Source organism: Oryzicola mucosus (assembly GCF_014534685.1).
GTDB lineage: Bacteria > Pseudomonadota > Alphaproteobacteria > Rhizobiales > Rhizobiaceae > Oryzicola > Oryzicola mucosus.
Map to the genome: position 1 here is coordinate 1,124,077 of NZ_JACVVX010000001.1, position 18,610 is coordinate 1,142,686.

17 protein-coding genes are annotated in these 18,610 nt (G+C 62.4%); 8 read left to right on the plus strand and 9 right to left on the minus strand.

Features of this window, described 5'->3' with window-relative positions; translation table 11 throughout:
- Positions 1-11: 11 nt before the first annotated feature.
- Positions 12-968, minus strand: a complete 957-nt coding sequence (ytfQ, locus tag ICI42_RS05345; protein WP_188163732.1) for a galactofuranose ABC transporter, galactofuranose-binding protein YtfQ — start codon at positions 966-968, stop codon at positions 12-14.
- Positions 969-1,158: 190 nt separating this feature from the next.
- Here ytfQ and ICI42_RS05350 point away from each other — a divergent pair, with 190 nt between their 5' ends.
- The gene (locus ICI42_RS05350) at positions 1,159-1,326 is read left to right on the plus strand and encodes a hypothetical protein (protein WP_188163451.1); all 168 of its coding nucleotides are present in this window, start codon (positions 1,159-1,161) and stop codon (positions 1,324-1,326) included.
- A gap of 183 nt (positions 1,327-1,509) precedes the next feature.
- On the opposite strand, the gene ICI42_RS05355 is transcribed toward ICI42_RS05350, so the two are convergent.
- Together ICI42_RS05355 and ICI42_RS05360 are read right to left on the minus strand one after the other, a co-directional pair.
- Positions 1,510-1,908, minus strand: coding sequence for a TIGR02588 family protein (locus tag ICI42_RS05355; protein WP_188163452.1), 399 nt, complete (start codon positions 1,906-1,908; stop codon positions 1,510-1,512).
- A 13-nt stretch (positions 1,909-1,921) separates the two neighbouring features.
- Positions 1,922-2,779: a TIGR02587 family membrane protein gene (locus ICI42_RS05360; protein ID WP_188163453.1), complete on the minus strand. Its 858-nt coding sequence runs from the start codon at positions 2,777-2,779 to the stop codon at positions 1,922-1,924.
- A gap of 188 nt (positions 2,780-2,967) precedes the next feature.
- On the opposite strand from ICI42_RS05360, the gene leuB reads away from it, so the two are divergent.
- Complete coding sequence (gene leuB / locus ICI42_RS05365) at positions 2,968-4,071, plus strand: 3-isopropylmalate dehydrogenase (RefSeq protein ID WP_188163454.1); 1,104 nt, start codon at positions 2,968-2,970, stop codon at positions 4,069-4,071.
- A gap of 51 nt (positions 4,072-4,122) precedes the next feature.
- Here leuB and ICI42_RS05370 read toward each other — a convergent pair whose 3' ends face one another.
- Positions 4,123-5,292 (minus strand): NAD(P)/FAD-dependent oxidoreductase, encoded by a 1,170-nt coding sequence (locus ICI42_RS05370; RefSeq protein WP_188163455.1) that lies wholly within the window; start codon positions 5,290-5,292, stop codon positions 4,123-4,125.
- A gap of 98 nt (positions 5,293-5,390) precedes the next feature.
- Between ICI42_RS05370 and ICI42_RS05375 the strand changes: the two genes are divergently transcribed.
- From ICI42_RS05375 to ICI42_RS05385, 3 genes are read left to right on the plus strand one after another with little or no spacing between them, the layout of a single operon-like run.
- The gene (locus ICI42_RS05375) at positions 5,391-6,257 is read left to right on the plus strand and encodes an HpcH/HpaI aldolase/citrate lyase family protein (RefSeq protein WP_188163456.1); all 867 of its coding nucleotides are present in this window, start codon (positions 5,391-5,393) and stop codon (positions 6,255-6,257) included.
- A 32-nt stretch (positions 6,258-6,289) separates the two neighbouring features.
- Complete coding sequence (locus ICI42_RS05380) at positions 6,290-6,496, plus strand: DUF1737 domain-containing protein (RefSeq protein ID WP_188163457.1); 207 nt, start codon at positions 6,290-6,292, stop codon at positions 6,494-6,496.
- Positions 6,497-6,507: 11 nt separating this feature from the next.
- Positions 6,508-6,975, plus strand: a complete 468-nt coding sequence (locus tag ICI42_RS05385; protein ID WP_188163458.1) for a GNAT family N-acetyltransferase — start codon at positions 6,508-6,510, stop codon at positions 6,973-6,975.
- Between the two features lies 1 nt (position 6,976).
- Here the strand turns inward: ICI42_RS05385 and ICI42_RS05390 are convergent, their stop codons facing one another.
- A complete protein-coding gene (locus ICI42_RS05390; protein ID WP_188163459.1) occupies positions 6,977-7,402 on the minus strand; it encodes a metallopeptidase family protein in 426 nt (141 codons plus the stop codon).
- A 191-nt stretch (positions 7,403-7,593) separates the two neighbouring features.
- Between ICI42_RS05390 and ICI42_RS23560 the strand changes: the two genes are divergently transcribed.
- From ICI42_RS23560 to ICI42_RS05400, 3 genes are read left to right on the plus strand one after another with little or no spacing between them, the layout of a single operon-like run.
- A complete protein-coding gene (locus tag ICI42_RS23560) occupies positions 7,594-8,583 on the plus strand; it encodes an ImuA family protein (protein ID WP_230980153.1) in 990 nt (329 codons plus the stop codon).
- Positions 8,525-9,964: a Y-family DNA polymerase gene (locus ICI42_RS05395; protein ID WP_330999117.1), complete on the plus strand. Its 1,440-nt coding sequence runs from the start codon at positions 8,525-8,527 to the stop codon at positions 9,962-9,964. The genes ICI42_RS23560 and ICI42_RS05395 overlap by 59 nt, the downstream gene beginning before the upstream one ends.
- The gene (locus ICI42_RS05400) at positions 9,961-13,338 is read left to right on the plus strand and encodes an error-prone DNA polymerase (RefSeq protein ID WP_188163461.1); all 3,378 of its coding nucleotides are present in this window, start codon (positions 9,961-9,963) and stop codon (positions 13,336-13,338) included. Before ICI42_RS05395 ends, ICI42_RS05400 begins: the two co-directional genes overlap by 4 nt.
- Positions 13,339-13,398: 60 nt before the next feature.
- On the opposite strand, the gene ICI42_RS05405 is transcribed toward ICI42_RS05400, so the two are convergent.
- From ICI42_RS05405 to ICI42_RS05420, 4 genes are all read right to left on the minus strand, one after another.
- Positions 13,399-13,977: a GNAT family N-acetyltransferase gene (locus tag ICI42_RS05405; RefSeq protein WP_188163462.1), complete on the minus strand. Its 579-nt coding sequence runs from the start codon at positions 13,975-13,977 to the stop codon at positions 13,399-13,401.
- A gap of 321 nt (positions 13,978-14,298) precedes the next feature.
- Positions 14,299-15,075: a Bax inhibitor-1/YccA family protein gene (locus ICI42_RS05410; RefSeq protein WP_188163463.1), complete on the minus strand. Its 777-nt coding sequence runs from the start codon at positions 15,073-15,075 to the stop codon at positions 14,299-14,301.
- Positions 15,076-15,310: 235 nt separating this feature from the next.
- Positions 15,311-17,860 carry an ABC transporter permease gene (locus ICI42_RS05415; protein ID WP_188163464.1) on the minus strand — a complete coding sequence of 850 codons (2,550 nt, stop codon included), beginning with the start codon at positions 17,858-17,860 and terminating at the stop codon, positions 15,311-15,313.
- Positions 17,860-18,561 carry an ABC transporter ATP-binding protein gene (locus tag ICI42_RS05420; RefSeq protein WP_188163465.1) on the minus strand — a complete coding sequence of 234 codons (702 nt, stop codon included), beginning with the start codon at positions 18,559-18,561 and terminating at the stop codon, positions 17,860-17,862. Before ICI42_RS05420 ends, ICI42_RS05415 begins: the two co-directional genes overlap by 1 nt.
- Positions 18,562-18,610: the final 49 nt, after the last annotated feature.

Consider the following 18,610-nt stretch of genomic DNA (forward strand, 5'->3'; position numbering starts at 1 on the left):
CATAGTGACAATCAGTAGCCGAGGCCCTTCTTTTCTTCGTAGACCTTCATCGGATCGTCAGCCTGGGTGTAGAGCTTGGATTCGGTCTGGATCCACTTCTCCGGCGCCTTGCCGCTGTCCTTGAATGCCTTCAGCGCGTCAAAGGCGGGGCCTGCCATGTTCGGCGTCAACTCGACGGTGGCGTTGGCTTCACCGTCCGCCATGGCCTTGAAGATGTCCGGAACGGCGTCGATGGAGACGACGAGGATATCGGTGCCCGGCTTCAGACCGGCTTCCTTGATGGCCTGGATCGCGCCGACGGCCATGTCGTCATTGTGAGCGTAAAGCGCGCAGATGTCCTTGCCGCCGCCTTCGGCCTTGAGGAAGCCTTCCATGACTTCCTTGCCCTTGGCGCGGGTGAAGTCGCCGGTCTGGCTGCGGGTGATCTTGATGTTGGAGGCGCTGGCGATACCGTCCTCAAAACCCTTCTTGCGGTTGATAGCCGGGCTCGAGCCAACGGTGCCCTGCAGTTCCACGACGTTGCACGGCTTGCCGGCTACGGTTTTGACCAGCCAGTCGCCGGCAACCTTGCCTTCATGCACGGTGTCGGAGGTGACGGCGGTCAAATAGAGGCTGTCGTCGGACGTCTCGATGGTGCGGTCGAGCAGAATAACCGGGATTTCCGCATCCTTTGCTTCTTCCAGAACCGTGTCCCAGCCGGTGGCGACGACCGGTGCCAGAAAGATCGCGTCGACGCCCTGGGCGACGAAGCCGCGGATCGCCTTGATCTGATTTTCCTGCTTCTGCTGCGCATCGGCGATTTTCAGGTCAATACCGCGCTTTTCCGCTTCGATCTTGGAGACCGAGGTTTCGGCCGCGCGCCAGCCGGATTCGGAGCCGATCTGCGAGAAGCCAACCGTCAGATCGGCGGCGGCCGCAGTGCCGGCGAAGGCGACGGCTGCTGCCGTGCCCAACAAAATTCGTTTCATAAGCGTCATGATCATTCCTCCCTTGGATCCCTGCCAAGCTCCTCAGCACAGGGGATAGGGCTTACTATCATATAGTAATATTAATTGAAAAGAGGCTTTCTTGTTTGAGCGGCGACATTTAGAAATCCGCGCAAGAAGCAGTTGGGAACAAGCCGCCCTGCGTTCTGTTATCTCCAGAAGGAGACATGCCATGACCGAGACAATCGACGACGAACCAGGCGATCTGGATGCCGACGTAAAATTCCTAGCTGAAAATACCGACCTGTCGCCAATGCAGGCGCGCAAGCTTATCGAAGAGCATGGGCGCGACCGTGAAAAGCTTCTGAAGCTTGCAGGCAGTATGAAGGCAGAAAGCTGAAGCGCGAATAAAAAAGGCCAGGCAGAAGCCTGGCCGAGGTGTGAAGGTTAAAACCTCCAGAGGGGAACGCGCCGGGCTCAATGGGAGGAGAAAGACCGGCGCAAGAGGGAAATAGGGTGAGCTATTCGTCGTTCAAGGCGCACAATGACTTTTTTGTGAGATATTTTTGATAGACTTGGAACTTCACGGCTCGGAGTAGCCTTGAACCACGAAAGCTATCGCTTCCGCCGTGGCCGGTTGAGACGTAAACAGGAACGCGCCTTTCCGCGCCGAATTGGCCGGAACGTAGTCGAAAGTAATCTCGCGTTCCTCCACTATGTCCGTGCCGTTACGCAATTCGGCCTTGAGCAGCACTGCGGCAGCGGTCTCGCCGCCTGAATTGTTCAGCGTTGTCCTGACGAGCCATCCCCCGGAAACCTGTTCGATCCGTTCCACGGCGGCAGCCAGGTCTGGCGGAGAAGGCTCCCCCTCGAGCGCCTTATATCCGAGATAGACAATCAGCGCCGCGACGATCCCGGCCGCAATGCCGCCGACGATCCATTCCAGCATTGGTCTTTGTGCTTCGCTCACAGGTTGGGACATCAAGGACGCTCCGTTACAGGATCAGGCGGGCGGCCGCCGCGCCGACGGAGGCGGGAAAGCCGAGAACGACGGCGGCGGTGATCATCTGCTGGAGGGAAGCATCGTCCATCCGGCCGAATGTCCAGAGCAGGTAGACGCTGATCAGCAGCGCGATGAGATAACCGGGGATGGTCAGGCGCAGGAGCTCGCTCCACCACGGCGTATCCGGTCCGATTTCCGTGCCGCCGGCAAAGCCTACAGCGAAGACGAAGCCATGCATGACGAGAAGCGACAGCAGCACCATGGCAAGCGTGTGCCACTCCGTCATCTGGTAGGAGATCAGCACCATCTCCTCGGTAGGGGCGACGTTGAAGCCGAGGAACAGGGCTCCGACGGCCATCAGGAACATTTCCCCGCCATAGGTGTCTTCCTTGGGGGCGGCGTCGTCGTCCTGCATGGCGAACTGGCTTTTGGCCAGCAAGGCGCCGATCGAGGCGGGAATGGCCTGCAGGGCGATCTTGCCGACGACCTCGTCGAGCGACATGGCGGGGCCCAGCACCTTGAACAGCAGCAGAATGGCTATGCTGACGACAAGGCCGACACCCAACGCGACCAAGGCGTCGAGGATGTCGTCGCGCCAGCTCTGCGTCTCTTCGAAGCCGATGTGGCGTGACAGGATCACCAGCAAGGGCAGGGCGAGCACCACAAGCAGCAGAAGCCGTGCCCGGTCGATGGTGAAACCGAGCGCCCACATCTCCATCGTCATCAGGATCGGCAGGGAAAAGATCAGCGCGCCGCCGGCAGCGCGGCCGAAATCCTTGAGCACCCTGCTGTGCGATGAGGCGTCATCGCTGGATTTACCCGGCTTCGCATCGTCACGACCGCGCTGCATCGATCTCACTTTCCGCGGGCTCCCTCGGCCCGGCGCAAGGGATAGCAGAGACACCTTAACGCGAACAGACCGCGCATGAGCCGTTTCACTGTCCCTAGAGCACTGAAAAAGCGGCTTTCCGCTTGCGCGGAAACCGCTCGGCAGCTAGCAAGACCGCGGCTTCACGACACTTTCAGGGATGGAACTCCATGGCTTCGAAAAAACTCCTCCTTCTTCCCGGCGACGGCATCGGCCCAGAGGCGATGAACGAGGTGAAGAAACTCATTGCGGCGATGAACGAGACGCTCAAGAGCGGCTTTGAGACAGAGGAAGGCCTTGTCGGCGGCTGCGCCTATGATGCACATGGCCAGGCTGTTTCCGATGCCGACATGGAAAAGGCAATGGCTGCGGATGCCGTGCTGTTCGGTGCCGTCGGCGGCCCGAAATGGGATGCCGTGCCTTACGAGGTGCGCCCCGAAGCAGGCCTGCTGCGCCTGCGCAAGGACCTGGAACTGTTTGCCAATCTGCGCCCGGCGATCTGCTATCCGGCGCTGGCCGAATCCTCTTCGCTCAAGCCGGAAGTGGTCGAGGGTCTCGACATCCTCATCGTGCGCGAACTGACCGGCGGCGTCTATTTCGGCGAGCCCAAGCAGATCATCGATCTCGGCAACGGCCAGAAGCGCGGCATCGACACCCAGGTCTATGACACCTTCGAGATCGAGCGTATTTCGGGCGTCGCCTTCGAACTGGCCCGCACCCGCAAGAACCATGTGACGTCGATGGAAAAGCGCAACGTCATGAAGTCGGGCGTTTTGTGGAACGAGGTTGTCACCGCGACCCACAAGGCAAGATATTCCGACGTCAAGCTCGACCACATGCTGGCAGATGCGGGCGGTATGCAGCTCGTGCGCTGGCCCAAGCAGTTCGACGTCATCGTCACCGACAATCTGTTCGGCGACATGCTGTCCGACATCGCCGCCATGCTGACCGGTTCGATCGGCATGCTGCCTTCGGCATCGCTCGGCGCGCCCGACGGCAAGACCGGCAAGCGCAAGGCGCTCTACGAGCCCGTGCACGGTTCCGCGCCCGACATCGCGGGCCAGGGTATTGCCAACCCGATCGCCATGATCGCGTCCTTTGCAATGTGCCTGCGCTATTCCTTCAACATGGTGGAGGAAGCCGACCGCGTGGAAGCGGCCATCGCCGCCGTGCTGGACGAGGGCCTGCGCACCGCCGACATCATGTCGGAAGGCAAGACCCAGGTCGGCACTGTCGAAATGGGCGACGCGATCGTCGCCAAGTTCCTCGGCTGATTTTTTCAACGTCGGGCACGGGCTTATGTCCGTGTCCGAGCCTTACAATTGTCAGATGACGTTGAGCTCGCGGAATGGTTCGTTGCGCGCGATCCGTCCGTAGCCGAAGGCCGAGCAATCCACACTTCTGTATCCGCCATGGACCAGAAGCTCGGCCAGCGCCTTGCCGACGGCAGGCGCCTGCTGCAGGCCGTGGCCGGAAAAGCCGTTGGCGAAGACGAAATTCTCAACCTCCGGATGCGGGCCGACCACGGCGTTCTGGTCGAGCGTGTTGTAGTCGTAGTGCCCTGCCCAGGCACGCGTTGCCTTGATCGCTTCGAAGGCCGGCACGCGCGTGGCCAGTACCGGCCAGATCGTTTCCTCGAACAGCGACCAGTCGGGTTCGAAATCCCCGGCCTCAGCGGGGCCTTCGCCATCCTCTGATTCTGCACCGCCGGTGATGTAGACAGAGCCCTCCGGGCGCACATAGATGCCGCTCGGATCCACCATCAGCGGCATGTCGGCAAAGCGGTCGCGTGCCTCGAAGACGAAGACGTTGCGCTTGCGCGGCTCGACGGGGAGCACCAGTCCGGCCATGGCGGCCACCCCGCCGCCATTCGGGCCGGCGGCATTGACGATGGTGCCAGCTTCAAGCCGCGTTCCATCGTCCAATGTCACACCGATGACGCGGTTTCCATCGCGCTGAATGCCACTTACCGAGGCTGTGATGAGATCGACGGCTTTCGTGCGCAGAGCCTTGCGGAACAGGCCGAGCAGGGCATGGGCATCGAACCAGCCTTCGCCGCTGCGGCCATAGGCGCCCGCGGTGATGCCTTCAGTCGAAATCCACGAAAAGCGGCGCTGCAGGGAATCGGGGTCTTCGAACAGGATGTCGGCGCCTTCCGCAATCTGTGCGTCGTGATTGGCTTTCAGGATCGGCAGGCCCTGTTCTCCGGCGAGGATGAGATAACCATTTTCGTGGAAGCCGATATCCGCCTCATCGCCGAATTCGTTCTTCAGGCGACGGAACAGGCCAAGGGTGAACTGCGACAGGCGGATGTTTTCCGGAATCGAGAATTGCTGCCGGATCGAAGCACAGGACAGTGTCGTCGCGGCATGGGCGAATTGCGGGTCTCTCTCGATCAGCGCGATGGAGCCGATATAGCCTTCCTCGCGCAGATAATAGGCGACGGAGCTGCCGACGATCGCCCCGCCGACGATGACCACGTCATATCGCGTCATGAATCGCTCGTTCCCTTTTGAGATTTTGCATTGCAAACAGTTTCGGCATCGCGTGGCAAGCTCTTGCAAGGGCCAGAAGAGCCGGGCAAGAAGACCAGATGACCGATCGCAGCTTCCGCCCCCGCCGCTCCGTGCTCTATGTGCCGGCCAGCAATGAAAAGGCCTTGGCCAAAGTGGCTGGGCTCAGTTGCGATGCGGTGGTGATCGATCTCGAAGATGCCGTCCTGCCTGAGGACAAGGCCGCAGCGCGGACACGGCTCGATGCCTTCTTCGCAGAACGTCCGGCGGGCCGTGAGATCGTGGTGCGCGTCAATGCGCTGTCGAGCGATTTCGGCCGCGACGATCTTCTGGCCGCCTGCCGCTGGGAACCGGACGCCATTCTGCTGCCCAAGGTGAACACGCCACGCGACATTCTGGAAGCCGGCGACGTGCTGGACGACGAGGCTGCGGACGGTATCGGCCTCTGGGCGATGGTGGAGACGCCGCGCGCCATGCTCAATCTCGGCGCCATAGCCGAGCTCGGCCGCGATCCCGCATCCCGCCTTGTCTGCCTGGTGGCCGGCACCAACGACCTGATCAAGGATACCGGTGTTCTGGCCACGCCCGACCGACGGTATCTGTCGGTGTGGCTGATGCAGATGGTGTTGGCGGCGCGTGCCGGCGGTTTGGATGTTCTGGACGGCGTCTCCAACGATTTTCGCGACCTGGAAGCCTTTGCGCGCGAATGTGCCGAGGGGGCGGCGATGGGGTTCGACGGCAAGACGCTGATCCATCCCGCGCAGATCGATCCTGCCAACACAGCCTTTTCGCCGTCACCTGAAGCCGTAGCTGAGGCGCGGCGTATCGTTGCCGCTTTTGCCGAGGCCGAAAATGCCGGCAAGGGCGTCATCCAGCTCGATGGCAGGATGGTCGAGCGCCTGCATCTGGCTCAGGCGCAGCGGCTCTTGGGCAAGTCCGGCGCTTGACCGGGCCTGGTTGCCTGTGGAATTGAAGAGGCATGAAACTCTATCGCTTCCTCTCCGGACCCGACGATTCCAGCTTTTGCCACAAGGTGACGGCGGCCTTGAATAAGGGTTGGCAACTCCAGGGATCGCCGACCTATGCCTTCGACGCCGAAACCAAGACCATGCGCTGTGGCCAGGCCGTGGTGAAGGATGTCGAGTACGTCGAATACGAACCTGGCATCAAGCTCAGTGAGTATTGAATTTCATGCCCGTGGGTGACGTTCGGGTCCTGTCCCTGAAAGACCGGCCCGGCGATATTGCCTTATGCGCGCGCTGGAATTTCGAGCAGTGGGGCCGCGAGGCCGGGCGCGATCTTGCCGGCACCGAGGCCGCATTGCGCGACATCGCTTGCAGCACCTCAGGCGAGGGCGCCGTTATCGGCCTGCTGAATGGGAAACCAGCCGGTATGGCGTTGCTCATCGCGTGCGACCTGGAGAGCCACAGCCACCTCACGCCGTGGGTTGCGAGTGTCTATACGGTGACCGAATCACGCGGCCAGGGCGTGGCCTCCGCCATGATGCTGGGCCTGGAAAGGCTGGCGGCGGCATATGGATTTGACGCTGCCTATCTCTACACCGAAAGCCCCGGCTTCTATGCTCGGCTGGGCTGGAGCGTCATCGAAACACTTGCCCATGAGACGAGCGATATGGCCGTCATGAAGCGGGTTTTGGCGGGTTAGCCTATTCCTCGGCCTCGGTTTCCAGCCGATCCATGTCTTCGTCGGAAAGCCCGAAATGGTGGCCGATCTCATGGATCAGCACATGGGTGACGATGTCGCCCAGCGTCTCTTCGTTTTCCGCCCAGTAGTCGAGAATGGCCCGGCGGTAGAGCGTGATCTTGTTGGGACCTTCGCCCGTCTGCGGGTTCCAACGCTCGGCGATGCCACGGCCCTCGAACAGGCCGAGCAGGTCGAAGGGCGTTTCCAGCGACAGGTCGTCCATGATTTCGTCGGTGGGAAATTCGGCGAGCTGGATGATGACCTCGCCGGTCAGCTTGCGGAATTCCTCAGGCAGATGCGCATAGGCCTCGAGAGCCAGAAGCTCCATTTCTTCGATCGCCGGGGACAGTTGTTCATGCCAAGCGCGAGTCTGGTAAATGCGGGCCATTGAGTATCCTTTTGCGACCCATATAGCCTTTCATGCGGCGGCTTTCGAGGCTTTGACGTCATCTCAACGCAAATAAGCCACCTCAGGATTCTCTTCCACAGGAATAAATTCTCCGTCGTGCTGCTTGACTCTTCGTGCCGGCTCTGGAATCCATAAGAACATAACAGGAACACAACCGAAGGCAGATCGACATGGCGACCAGCGCCGTGGCGAAGGACATTGTTTTTGCCCTCCGTCAACAGATAGCGAAGATCGAAGGCGCCTTGCCCGAGCGTCTTGCCGCGCCGGACGATGCGGAAGATTCGGCTGTTATCGTCCGGCGTCACGGCGTTGCTGCGCGTAGGCTTCTGCAAATCGGCGTCGAAGAGCTCGACGCCGCTCTTGGCGGCGGGCTGGAAGCTGGTGCGCTGACGGAACTGCATGGCCGCGAAACGCGCGATGCCGCCGCGTCGGCAGGCTTTGCGCTCTGTCTCGTCAGCCTGTGGCTGAAGGCTGTGACTGCAGCGCCCTTCATCCTCTGGATCGGCACGGAGGAGATTTTTCGCGAGGCGGGATTTCCTTACGGGCGGGGCATTCTCGGCCTGTTCGGCATTTCGCCGGAAAATCTTCTCTTCGCTGCAGCCCCCAAGCCGTCCGATGCGCTGTGGATCGCAGAGGAGGCCGCCGTGCTTTCGGATTTTGCCGCCGTGATCGTCGAATTGCGCGGCAGTCCGCGCGCGCTGGACCTGACCGCCACCCGACGCCTGCACCGCCGGGCGCAAAAGGCCGGCCGTCCGGTCTTTCTGTTGCGGCAGGGTGCAGCCGCGGAGCCCACGGCAGCTCCCGTGCGGTTCGTGCTTTCAGCCTCCGCCGCGGGTTTGCGCGAGACGCTCGACGGGCCGTTGCCGCTGTCCATCGGCCCGCCTGGGTTTGCGGTGGAGATCAGCAAAAGCCGCACGGCCGCGCCTGGCCGTTTTGTTTTGGAGTGGAACGCCGATGAGCGTATTTTCGAAGACAGAAGAAGAGGACGCTTCGCGCCGCCGGATCGTGGCGCTGTGGTTTCCCTATCTGGCGGCGGACAGGGTGTTGAGGAAGCGCTGGGGGCGGTCGTGGCGTTCGGCCAATCCGGTGCGCGGGCCGCTCATCATCAGCCATCGCGAGAGCAACACCCAGCGCATCTGCGCCCTCGACGAGCAAGCTGAAGCCTTGCACCTCAAGCGGGGCATGGGCATTGCCGACGCCCGCGCGATGCATCCCGGCATCGAGATCGTCGAGGCCGAACCCGATGCCGACAAGGCGCTTCTCAACGGGCTGGCCGATTGGTGCGACCGCTATACGCCGCTGGTCGCTCTCGACGGCGTGGACGGACTGTTCCTCGACATCAGCGGATGCGCGCATTTGTTCGGCGGCGAGCAGGCCATGCTGAATGAGATTGCAAAGCGGCTCCTCGGGCAGGGATTTTGCGTGAGGCTGGGCGCGGCGTCCACGCCGGGCGGCGCCTGGGCTGCCGCACGCTTTTCCAATGCCGCGATCCTGACGCCAAAAAGCGAGGCGGCGTTCCTGGCGCCCTTGCCCTTATCGGCGCTGCGGCTTGCGCCCGAACTGCGCGAAAGGCTTGAAGGAGTGGGCCTGCGCCGTGTCGGCACGCTGCTGCAGGCGCCGCGAGCGCCGCTGGCCCGCCGCTTCGGCAAGGGCCTGCTTCTCAGGCTCGACCAGGCATTGGGCGCTGTGGAGGAGGCCATCTCGCCACGCCTGCCGGTGGCGCCGCTATCGGTCGAACGGTTTCTGCCGGAACCTTTGGTGCGGATGGAGGATGTCGAGCACCTACTGGGGCTGCTGGCCAACACACTGAAAGGCGATCTCGAACGGCGCGGGGAAGGTGCGCGCCGGCTGGAATTGCGGTTGTTTCGCGTCGACGGTCTGGTCAGCCGCATTGCGGTCGGGGCAGCGCGTCCCTTGCGCGATCCACATCTTATCCTGAAGCTTTTTCGTGAACGGCTTGCCGTTCTGGGCGACCAGGTCGACGCTGGATACGGTTTCGATCTCGTTCGGCTCAGTGCGGCACTGGTTGCGCCCTTCGACGACCGACAGGCCGATCTGGTCGACAGCACAGGCGATGAGGGCGAAGGCATCGCCCATTTCGCCGACCGCGTGCGCGCACGCTATGGCGCGGAAACGATCGTCCGTCCCGTCTTGGTGGAAAGCCATATTCCCGAACATGCGGTGACGGCCGTTGCGGTCGAGGATAGGGTGGAGGCGGTGCCCATCCAGGACGAGCGGGGTGCAAATTCCGAACGGCCGATCCGGCTTTTGCAGCATCCAGAGCTTCTGCAGGTGAGCGCCGAGGTTCCCGAAGGTCCGCCCATCCATTTCCGCTGGCGTAGCGCGTTGCACAAGGTAGCGCGCTCGGAAGGGCCGGAACGCATTGCGCCGGAATGGTGGCGCGACAGGGCGGATGCCGAGACGCGGGACTATTTTCGCATCGAGGACACAGAAGGCAGGCGCTTCTGGCTCTTCCGGCGCGGCTTTTACGGAACGGCGGCCCGCCCGCCCGCATGGTTCATGCATGGGCTTTTCCCATGACCGGAACAGCGTCTTCCGAAAAGGAGCCCCCGGCCTATGCTGAGTTCGGGGTGATGTCGAACTTCTCCTTCCTGCGCGGGGCTTCCAAGCCCGAACACCTCGTGGTGACCGGACATCTTCTGGGCTATCGGGCGATGGGAATTGCCGACTGCAACACCGTTGCCGGCGTCGTGCGCGGCTGGTCGCAGGCGAAGGTCGACAAGGTGACCTATCATCCCGGCTGCCGGCTGGTTTTTGCCGACGGTCTGCCCGACATGCTTGCCTATCCCCAGGATCGCAAGGGATGGGGGCATCTCTGCCGCATGCTGACGGCTGCCAACCAGCGCGGCGAAAAGGGCGCGCCGAGGTTGTTGAAGGACGACCTTTTCGAGTGGGGCGAAAACCTGTCGCTGGCGGTGCTGCCGAGGCTCGGCAAAACCGTGGAAGCCGAAGCCGATCTCATAGGGGCGCTCAAGCGCCGCTTCGGCAGCGTCTGGCTTGCAGTCGCGCCCTCTTATGGCGGTAATGACAGCTTCCGCTTCGCAGCGGCATCTGCCATGGCGCAGCGCGTGGGGGTGCCGATGATGGCGACCAACGACGTGCTCTATCATCTTCCCGAACAGAGGAACCTGCAGGATGTGCTGACCGCCATCCGGCTCAAGACGACGGTCGATAAGGCCGGCCTGCAGCTTGCCGCCAATGCCGAGCGGCATATGAAGCTGCCGCTGGAAATGACGCGGCTGTTTCGCCGGTATCCGGAGGCGATTGCCGAGACGCAGCACTTTGCGAGCACGCTGTCCTTCAGCCTCAAGGATCTCCACTACAACTATCCGGAGGAGCCGACGGAATCCGGATTAGAGCCCCAGGCCGAGCTTGAGCGGCTGGTCTGGCAAGGCGCCGAAAGGCGCTATCCGGAAGGGGTCAAGCCGCGCATCAAAGACCTCATCTGCAAGGAACTCGGCATTGTCGAGACGCTCAAATATGCCCGCTATTTCCTGACCGTCCACGAGATCGTCAGCTTCGCCCGTTCGAAAAAGATACTATGCCAGGGGCGGGGATCTGCGGCCAATTCCGTCATTTGCTACTGCCTGGGCATCACCGATGTCGGGCCCGATATCGTCGACGTGCTGTTCGAGCGCTTCATTTCCGCCGAACGCGACGAGCCGCCAGACATCGATGTCGACTTCGAGCACGAGCGGCGCCACGAGGTGATGACCTACATCTACGAAAAATACAGCACGAAGCGAACCGCGCTGGCCGCTGCCGTCATCAGCTATCGCGGGCGGTCGGCCCTGCGCGAGGTTGCCAAGGCGATGGGCTTGTCCGAAGACGTGATGAACGCGCTGTCGGGCTCGATCTGGGGGTGGTCGACGTCGGAACTCGGCGACAAGGAGACGGGTGCTGCCGGCCTCGACCAGGCCGATCCCGTGACCAAACATGTGGTCGATCTTTCCAACGCCATAATGGGGTTTCCGCGCCATCTGTCCCAGCATGTCGGGGGCTTCGTCATCACCAAGGACCGCCTCGACGAGATCGTGCCGATCGTCAAGACGGCGATGGACGACCGGATGATGGTGGAGTGGGACAAGGACGATCTCGATGCGGTCAAAATCCTCAAGGTCGATATTCTCGCGCTCGGCATGCTGACCTGCCTGCAGAAGGCGTTCGGGCTGGTCCAGTCGCATTACGGCGCGCGCAACAAAGACAACGGTCGCCTCATCGTCGATCTGGATACGCTGCCGAAGGAGGATGCCCGGGTCTACGACATGATTTGCCGGGCAGATACGATGGGCGTGTTCCAGATCGAAAGCCGTGCCCAGATGAGCATGCTGCCGCGCCTCAAGCCGCGCGAATTCTACGATCTCGTCATCGAAGTCGCCATCGTCCGCCCCGGTCCGATCCAGGGCGACATGGTGCACCCTTATCTGCGGCGGCGGCAGAAAAAGGAAAAGCCCGACTATGCCCACCCCGAGCTGGAAAAAATCTTGAGCAGAACACTAGGTGTTCCTTTGTTTCAGGAACAGGCCATGCGCATCGCTATCGAGGCGGGGGGATTTACGCCGGGAGAGGCCGACGAGTTGCGGCGCGCCATGGCGACTTTCAAACGCACGGGCACGATCGGCAATTATGAAAAACGTATGATCGATGGAATGGTCCGGAAGGGCTATGACGAAGAATTCGCGAAACGCTGCTTCAATCAGATAAAAGGGTTTGGCGAATACGGCTTTCCCGAAAGCCACGCGGCTGCTTTCGCCCTGCTCGTCTATGCCTCGTGCTGGTTCAAGACCTTTTATCCGGATGTGTTTTGCGCCGCGATCCTGAATTCCCAGCCGATGGGGTTTTATCGGCCCGCGCAATTGATCCGCGATGCGCAGGACCATGGCGTTGAAATCCGCGCTGTCGACGTCAATCATTCCGATTGGGACTGTCTGCTGGAGGACGCCGTCTTCGACCCGCGGAAAATCCGCTGCAAGCACGAGGAGATGCGCGGGGTGATCCAAACCCGGCGCGCTGTTCGTCTGGGGTTTCGCGAGATCAAGGGGCTTTCGGAACATGCCATGAAGCTTTTGGTGGCGCAGCGCGGACAGGGCTACATCTCGGTCCGCGATCTCTGGCTGCGTTCGGGGCTCGATGCGTCCGATATCGAGCGGCTTGCCGATGCCGACGCCTTCCGCTCCATGGGGCTCGACCGGCGCGAGGCCCTTTGGGCGGTACGGGCGCTCGATGCGAAAAGCGCTGCCGAAAGCCTGCCCTTGTTCGAAAGCCCGCAGCAGCCGTTACGCGACAACGAACAGCCCGTCGCATTGCCGGCAATGCCTCTAGGCGAGCATGTCGTGCAGGACTACCGCTTTTTCGGCCATTCGCTGAAGGCGCATCCTCTGTCCTTCTTCCGTAGCCGTCTGAACAGGGAAGGTGTCACGGCCAACACAAGGCTCGGCGACCTAAGGAGCGGGCGGCGCGTGTCGGTGGCGGGGCTGGTCTTGGTACGCCAGCGGCCCGGTTCTGCGAAAGGCGTGATCTTCATGACGCTGGAGGACGAGGAGACGGTCGCCAATGTCATCGTCTGGAAAAAGGTGTTCGAACAGTATCGGCCCGTCGTGCTCGGGGCGCGGTTTGTCCGCGTCACCGGCAAGCTGCAATCGGCATCGGATGTCATCCATGTCGTTGCCGACCGCATCGAGGATATCACGCCCTGGCTCGCGGAACTGTCGGAGGAAGCGCAGTTGCAGCTTTTCGAGGCCGAGAAGGCCGTGAGGGAAAGCGGCCGGCGCCTTGGCGAGTGGCAGGACACCGATGCGGCAAGGCAGGCTTTGCCGCAGATGGCTCAGCCGGGACATGATCTCCTGGCGCGCCGGGCGCGTAACGTGATGCCCAAAGGGCGGAATTTTCAATGAAAGCATCGCCCGAATGCCGGCCTCACATCCAGGCATGAACCGCTATTGCTGGCTCTGGCGTCAGCCCTGCCTCTGCCTGGCTTGAAAAATGCGCTCGGGAACCGAGTGCGGGTCCGGAGGCAGGGTTTTGCCGCCGTTCATGGACAGTTGCATCAGAACCGTGTCCAGCCAGCGGCCGTGCTTGTAGCCCGATCCGGGCATGGCGCCGGTGTGCTCGAAGCCGAGCCGTTCATGCAGTTTCACGGACGCGCTGGTGGGACTTCCGTCGCCGATCACAGCCACTATCTGCCGGAAGCCCAGGCGGATGCACTCGTCGAGAAGCGCCTGCATGAGGGCCTTGCCAACGCCGGCGCCCTTGGCCTCGGGAGCGATGTAGATCGAATCCTCGACGATGAAGCGGTAGGCAGGCCGCGCGCGGAAAGGGCCGGCATAGGCGTAGCCGATCACCGCGCCGTCTTTTTCGGCGACGATATAGGGATATTCGTCGGCCCGCAGCGCCTCGTAGCGCTTGTGCATTTCTTCGAGCGAGGGCGCTTCCAGCTCATAGGTCGCCGTACCGTTGTTCACGGCATCGGCATAGATGTCCGTGATGCGGGGAAGGTCTTCAGAGCGAGCGGGACGGATGGAAATCTGGGTCATCGGATGCCGTTGAGAGGTTACGCATGCCGATCTTTTCCGGCATTCTTTCATACAGGAAAATCTGGGCTTTCCGATACTGCGAGATTTGATCGGGACCAGGATTCGCTTGGTCCAGCGGGTCGACATAGCATGCCCAACCTGCCCGCTTGGCGACGATTTCGTATAGCGGGGTTGTGGCAAACGGCTGGATCTCGTTGGGAGCGTGCCCGCGGGTGTGCATCAATCGGTCTGGCTTGCCGCGGCTGTCAGCGCAAGACAAACAAAAAGGCGACCTTTCGGTCGCCTTTTCATGGTTCAACCTGTCCTGGGACAGCCTTGCTCCTAGTTGCGGTTGCCCATGAACTGCAGGAGGAAGGTGAAGAGGTTGATGAAGTCGAGATAGAGACGCAGCGCGCCCATGATCGCCTTGCGGCCCATAGTGGCCGCGTCGTCGCCCTCGTAGTACATTTCCTTGATGTTCTGCGTGTCGTAGGCGGTCAGGCCGGCGAAGATCAGCACGCCGATCGCCGAAATGGCGAACTGCAGGGCGCTCGATGCCAGGAAGATGTTGACCACCATCGCGATGATCAGCCCGAACAGGCCCATCACCAGGAACGAACCCATCGCGGTGAGGTCACGCTTTGTGGTGTAGCCGTAGAGCGACAGAGCGCCGAAGGCGGCTGCGGTCACGAAGAAGGTCTGCGTGATGCTCTGGGCGGTGTAGGCCAGGAAGATCGACGACAGCGACAGGCCCATCAGTCCGGCGAAGACCCAGAAGGCAAGCTGGGCGCCAGCCGTGCTCATCGAGCCGATCCGTGCGCTGAGGAAGAACACCATGCCGAGCGGTGCGAGCATGACGACCCACTTCAGCGGCGAGCCGAAGATGGCGAGGCCGAAAGAGGTCAGCATCTTGCCGTTGCCGAGCGTCGCCACGGCAGCCGATGGATCGGTCGTCGTCGCAAGCATCGCGGTGCCGAGAGCGACCAGGCCGGTGATGACCAGGCCTATGCCCATATAGTTGTAGACGCTGACCATATAGGACCGGAGGCCCTGATCGATCGATGCATCGGCGTGGCCTGCTGCCGCCACCCGTGCCTGATAATTACGGAAATCAGCCATGGTATCCTCTATTGCTTCTGCCCCGTCCGGTGTCGGGTCCACCGACCCAGGCGCCGCTGGCGGGACTCCAGCATGCCTGCGGCAGAATATGATGATATTTTAGGGCTAGAACAAGACCCGTTACGTTTTGCAACGCCGCGTGAGTCAACATTTTCATACAAATGTCGTTCAAAACGATGTGACGCGCGTAACAATGGCTTTCGATCCTGCGGATTGGTCCGATTCTGCCGACGCGTCAGAGCTCTCTCAGCACCGGTGCGGCCTTGTGCCCCAGAACCCGCCATGTGCCGATCAGGCCAAATCCCACGGTCAGGACAAGCGCTGCGACGACTGTTCCAAGCGCCACATCGGGAAGGAAGGACCAGGGCAGTTTCATCACTTGGGCAACGACATACCAGCCCGCCACGCCGCCTGCCAGCAAGGCGAAGATGGCGGTGGCCAGTCCCAGCAGCATATATTCGAGCGAGAAGGCGGCGATCAGGGTGCGGCGCGTGGCGCCCAGCGTCTTGAGCACCACCGCGTCGTGGATGCGGGCGCGGTTTCCGGCCGCAAGCGCGCCGGACAGCACCAGGATCGACGCGATCAGGGCCACGCCCGCGGCCCCGCGAATAGCCGTTCCAAGCTGGGCGACGATGCGGTTGACGACGTCAAGCGCATCCTTGACCCGCACGGAGGTGACGGCGGGATAGGCGCGGGTGACGGCGTTGAGGATCTGGCCTTCGTTCGCGGTGTCTCCATTCAGCATCAGCGTGGCGAGCCAGCTGTGCGGTGCGCCGGCGAATGTGTTGGGCGAGAACACCATGACGAAGTTGATGCCCATGGACTCCCACTGCACTTCGCGGAAATTCGAGATTTTGGCGGTGACGTTTCGGCCAAGCACGTTGACGGTGACGCTGTCGCCAAGCTTCAGGTTGAGTTCCCGCGCTTCCTGCGCGGAGAAGGAGACAAGCGGTTCGTCTTGATAGTCGGCCGGCCACCATGTGCCTTCGGACAGGGTCGAATTTTCCGGCAGGTTCTTGGCGTAGGTCAGGCCACGGTCTCCGCGCAGCACCCATGCGCCTTCCGGCGGCACGTCGAGCTTCTGCACATCGGTCCCGTTGAGCGCCATGATGCGTCCGCGCAGCATTGGCACCTGCACCAGTTTGCCTTCGGGGGCCTGCGCCTTGAGCAAACCGGCGAACCCGTCGACCTCGCCGGGCTGGATGTCGACGAAGAAGAAGTTCGGCGCGTTTTCCGGCAGTCCGCCGGCTATCTGGCGGCGCAGGTTGCCGTCGATCATGGCAAGCGTCACCAGAAGCGTCAGCCCCAGGCCGAGTGAAAGCACGACGGACGGCGTCAGTGCGCCCGGGCGGTGGATGTTGCCGATGGCGAGCCGTAACGCGGTGGACCGAACGCGCGGTGCACGCCGCGCTGCGAGTTGAACGATGGCTGCGACGGCGCGCAGCACGATGAACGAAAAGATCGCCGCACCCACGAAGGTGATAGCGATGCGCCGGTCGCTGGCGAACCAGACGGAGAGTGCGGCAAGTGCCACGCCAAGGCCAAGCGACAAGGCGATATAGATCAAGCGGGGCCAGCCGCGTCCCTCGAAACCCATCTCGCGGAACAGTGCCGTGGCCGGCACGTCACGGGCGCGGCCGAGCGGCAGGAGCGCGAAGGCGAGCGTGACCATGAAGCCGAAAAGCGCTGCGAGAGCGAGTGCCGACGGGTAGAGACCCACTTCGGCGGGAACAGGAATGAAGGATTGCAGAAACGCGCTGGCGGCATAGGGCATCAGCGCGCCGACCACCAGTCCAATGGCAACGCCGACCGCGGCGATGAGCAGGATCTGTATGAGATAGACCGAAAGCACGAAGCCGCCCGAGGCGCCAAGGCTTTTGAAGGTGGCGATGACGCCGCGCTTGGCCTCGAGATAGGCGCGTACGGCGTTGGCGACGCCGACACCGCCGACGACAAGAGCGGTGAGGCCGACAAGCGTCAGGAACTGCGAAAAGCGCTCGATATTCGACGACAATGCGGGTGCTGCGTTGCTGCGGGTCCGGATGCTCCAGCCGGCTTCCGGGAAATCCGCTCCGGCACGGTCGCGAAGAACGGTGATCGCCTCGTCGCTCTGGGCGTTTGACGGCAGGCGCAGCTTGTAGGAATGCTCGACCAGACTGCCGGGCTGGATCAGGCCCGCCGCGCGAAGTCCGTCGAGCGACACGAGCAGACGGGGTGCAAAGCCGAACCCGTCCGACAGCGCGTCGGGCTCGGTGACCAGAAGCGCGCGCAATTCGAAGGTCGTGCTGCCCAGGCGCACGCGGTCGCCGGGCTTGAGGTTCAACCGCTCGAACAGCGTGTCCGGCGCAGCTGCGCCGAAAACGCCGTCCTTTTCGCCGAACAGCGCACCGGCGGGAAGCGCAGGCTCGGTCTGCAAAGCGCCGTAAAGCGGATAGGCCGCATCCACCGCCTTGACCTCGGCGAGCGTCTGGTCGGAACCGTCTTCGAGCCGCACCATAGAGCGCATGCCGGCGGCATGAGTGACGGTGCCTTGCTCGTTCAGGAAAGCCAGTTCCTCGGGCGTCGCCTCGCGCTGGTTGATCTCGAAACGGATGTCGCCGCCCAGAAGCTGCTGTCCTTCTGCAGCGACACCTGAGCCGATGGCGCGCGCAACGGAATTGACGCCGCCAATGGCTGCCACCCCCAGCGCGATGCAGGTCAGGAAGATCATGAAGCCGCGCAGGCCGCCGCGCATCTCGCGCAGCGCAAAGCGGAAAGCGAGCGCCGTCTGCCGGCTGCGCGTCATCAAGCGGGCACCTTGGCGGCTTCGACCTCGACCGTTTCGATGCGACCCGAGCGCATGGCAATCTGGCGGCCGCAGCGGGCGGCGAGTGACGGATCGTGGGTAACCAGCACCAGCGTCATGCCGCGTTCCGCTGCTTTAGCGAACAGCAGGTCGGCGATCTGGCGGCCGGTTGCCTGGTCGAGATTGCCGGTCGGCTCGTCGGCGATCAGGATTGCGGGCTCGGGCGCCAAGGCGCGCGCTATCGCCACGCGCTGCTGCTCGCCGCCCGACAATTCGCCGGGATAGTGCGTCACGCGGTCCTTGAGTCCGACTGCGGCGAGTTCGCGCTCGGCCACTCCGAACGGGTCGCGGTGTCCCGCCAACTCCAGCGGCACGGCGACATTCTCAAGCGCCGTCATGTTGGGGATGAGGTGGAAGGACTGGAAGACGATGCCGACATGTCGACCGCGAAAGGCGGCTATCTGGTCCTCGCTCTTGCCGTTCAGCGTCTCGCCGGCAATCTTCACCGTGCCTTCATCGACCCGCTCCAGGCCTGCCAGCACCATAAGCAGGGTCGACTTGCCCGAACCGGACGGGCCGACGATGCCGGCTGCTTCGCCGCGCGCGACGTCGAGATCGATCCCCTTGAGGACATGGACCGAGGATGCTCCGTGACCGAGGGTCAGGGAGACATTTCGGAGCTCAATGACGGCTTCTGTCACGAAAAAACTGTCCTATATGGGAGGAAGATACGAATGATTTCTCATATGG

Bases quoted from the DNA above. Each gene is read 5' to 3' on its own strand.
- ICI42_RS05390 (WP_188163459.1), bottom strand. From the start codon at position 7,402: ATGGCCCGCATTTACCAGACTCGCGCTTGGCATGAACAACTGTCCCCG.
- ICI42_RS23560 (WP_230980153.1), top strand. From the start codon at position 7,594: ATGGCGACCAGCGCCGTGGCGAAGGACATTGTTTTTGCCCTCCGTCAA.
- ICI42_RS05405 (WP_188163462.1), bottom strand. From the start codon at position 13,977: ATGACCCAGATTTCCATCCGTCCCGCTCGCTCTGAAGACCTTCCCCGC.
- ICI42_RS05350 (WP_188163451.1), top strand. From the start codon at position 1,159: ATGACCGAGACAATCGACGACGAACCAGGCGATCTGGATGCCGACGTA.
- leuB (WP_188163454.1), top strand. From the start codon at position 2,968: ATGGCTTCGAAAAAACTCCTCCTTCTTCCCGGCGACGGCATCGGCCCA.
- ICI42_RS05360 (WP_188163453.1), bottom strand. From the start codon at position 2,779: ATGCAGCGCGGTCGTGACGATGCGAAGCCGGGTAAATCCAGCGATGAC.
- ICI42_RS05370 (WP_188163455.1), bottom strand. From the start codon at position 5,292: ATGACGCGATATGACGTGGTCATCGTCGGCGGGGCGATCGTCGGCAGC.
- ICI42_RS05410 (WP_188163463.1), bottom strand. From the start codon at position 15,075: ATGGCTGATTTCCGTAATTATCAGGCACGGGTGGCGGCAGCAGGCCAC.
- ICI42_RS05380 (WP_188163457.1), top strand. From the start codon at position 6,290: ATGAAACTCTATCGCTTCCTCTCCGGACCCGACGATTCCAGCTTTTGC.
- ICI42_RS05400 (WP_188163461.1), top strand. From the start codon at position 9,961: ATGACCGGAACAGCGTCTTCCGAAAAGGAGCCCCCGGCCTATGCTGAG.
- ICI42_RS05355 (WP_188163452.1), bottom strand. From the start codon at position 1,908: ATGTCCCAACCTGTGAGCGAAGCACAAAGACCAATGCTGGAATGGATC.
- ytfQ (WP_188163732.1), bottom strand. From the start codon at position 968: ATGAAACGAATTTTGTTGGGCACGGCAGCAGCCGTCGCCTTCGCCGGC.
- ICI42_RS05415 (WP_188163464.1), bottom strand. From the start codon at position 17,860: ATGACGCGCAGCCGGCAGACGGCGCTCGCTTTCCGCTTTGCGCTGCGC.
- ICI42_RS05375 (WP_188163456.1), top strand. From the start codon at position 5,391: ATGACCGATCGCAGCTTCCGCCCCCGCCGCTCCGTGCTCTATGTGCCG.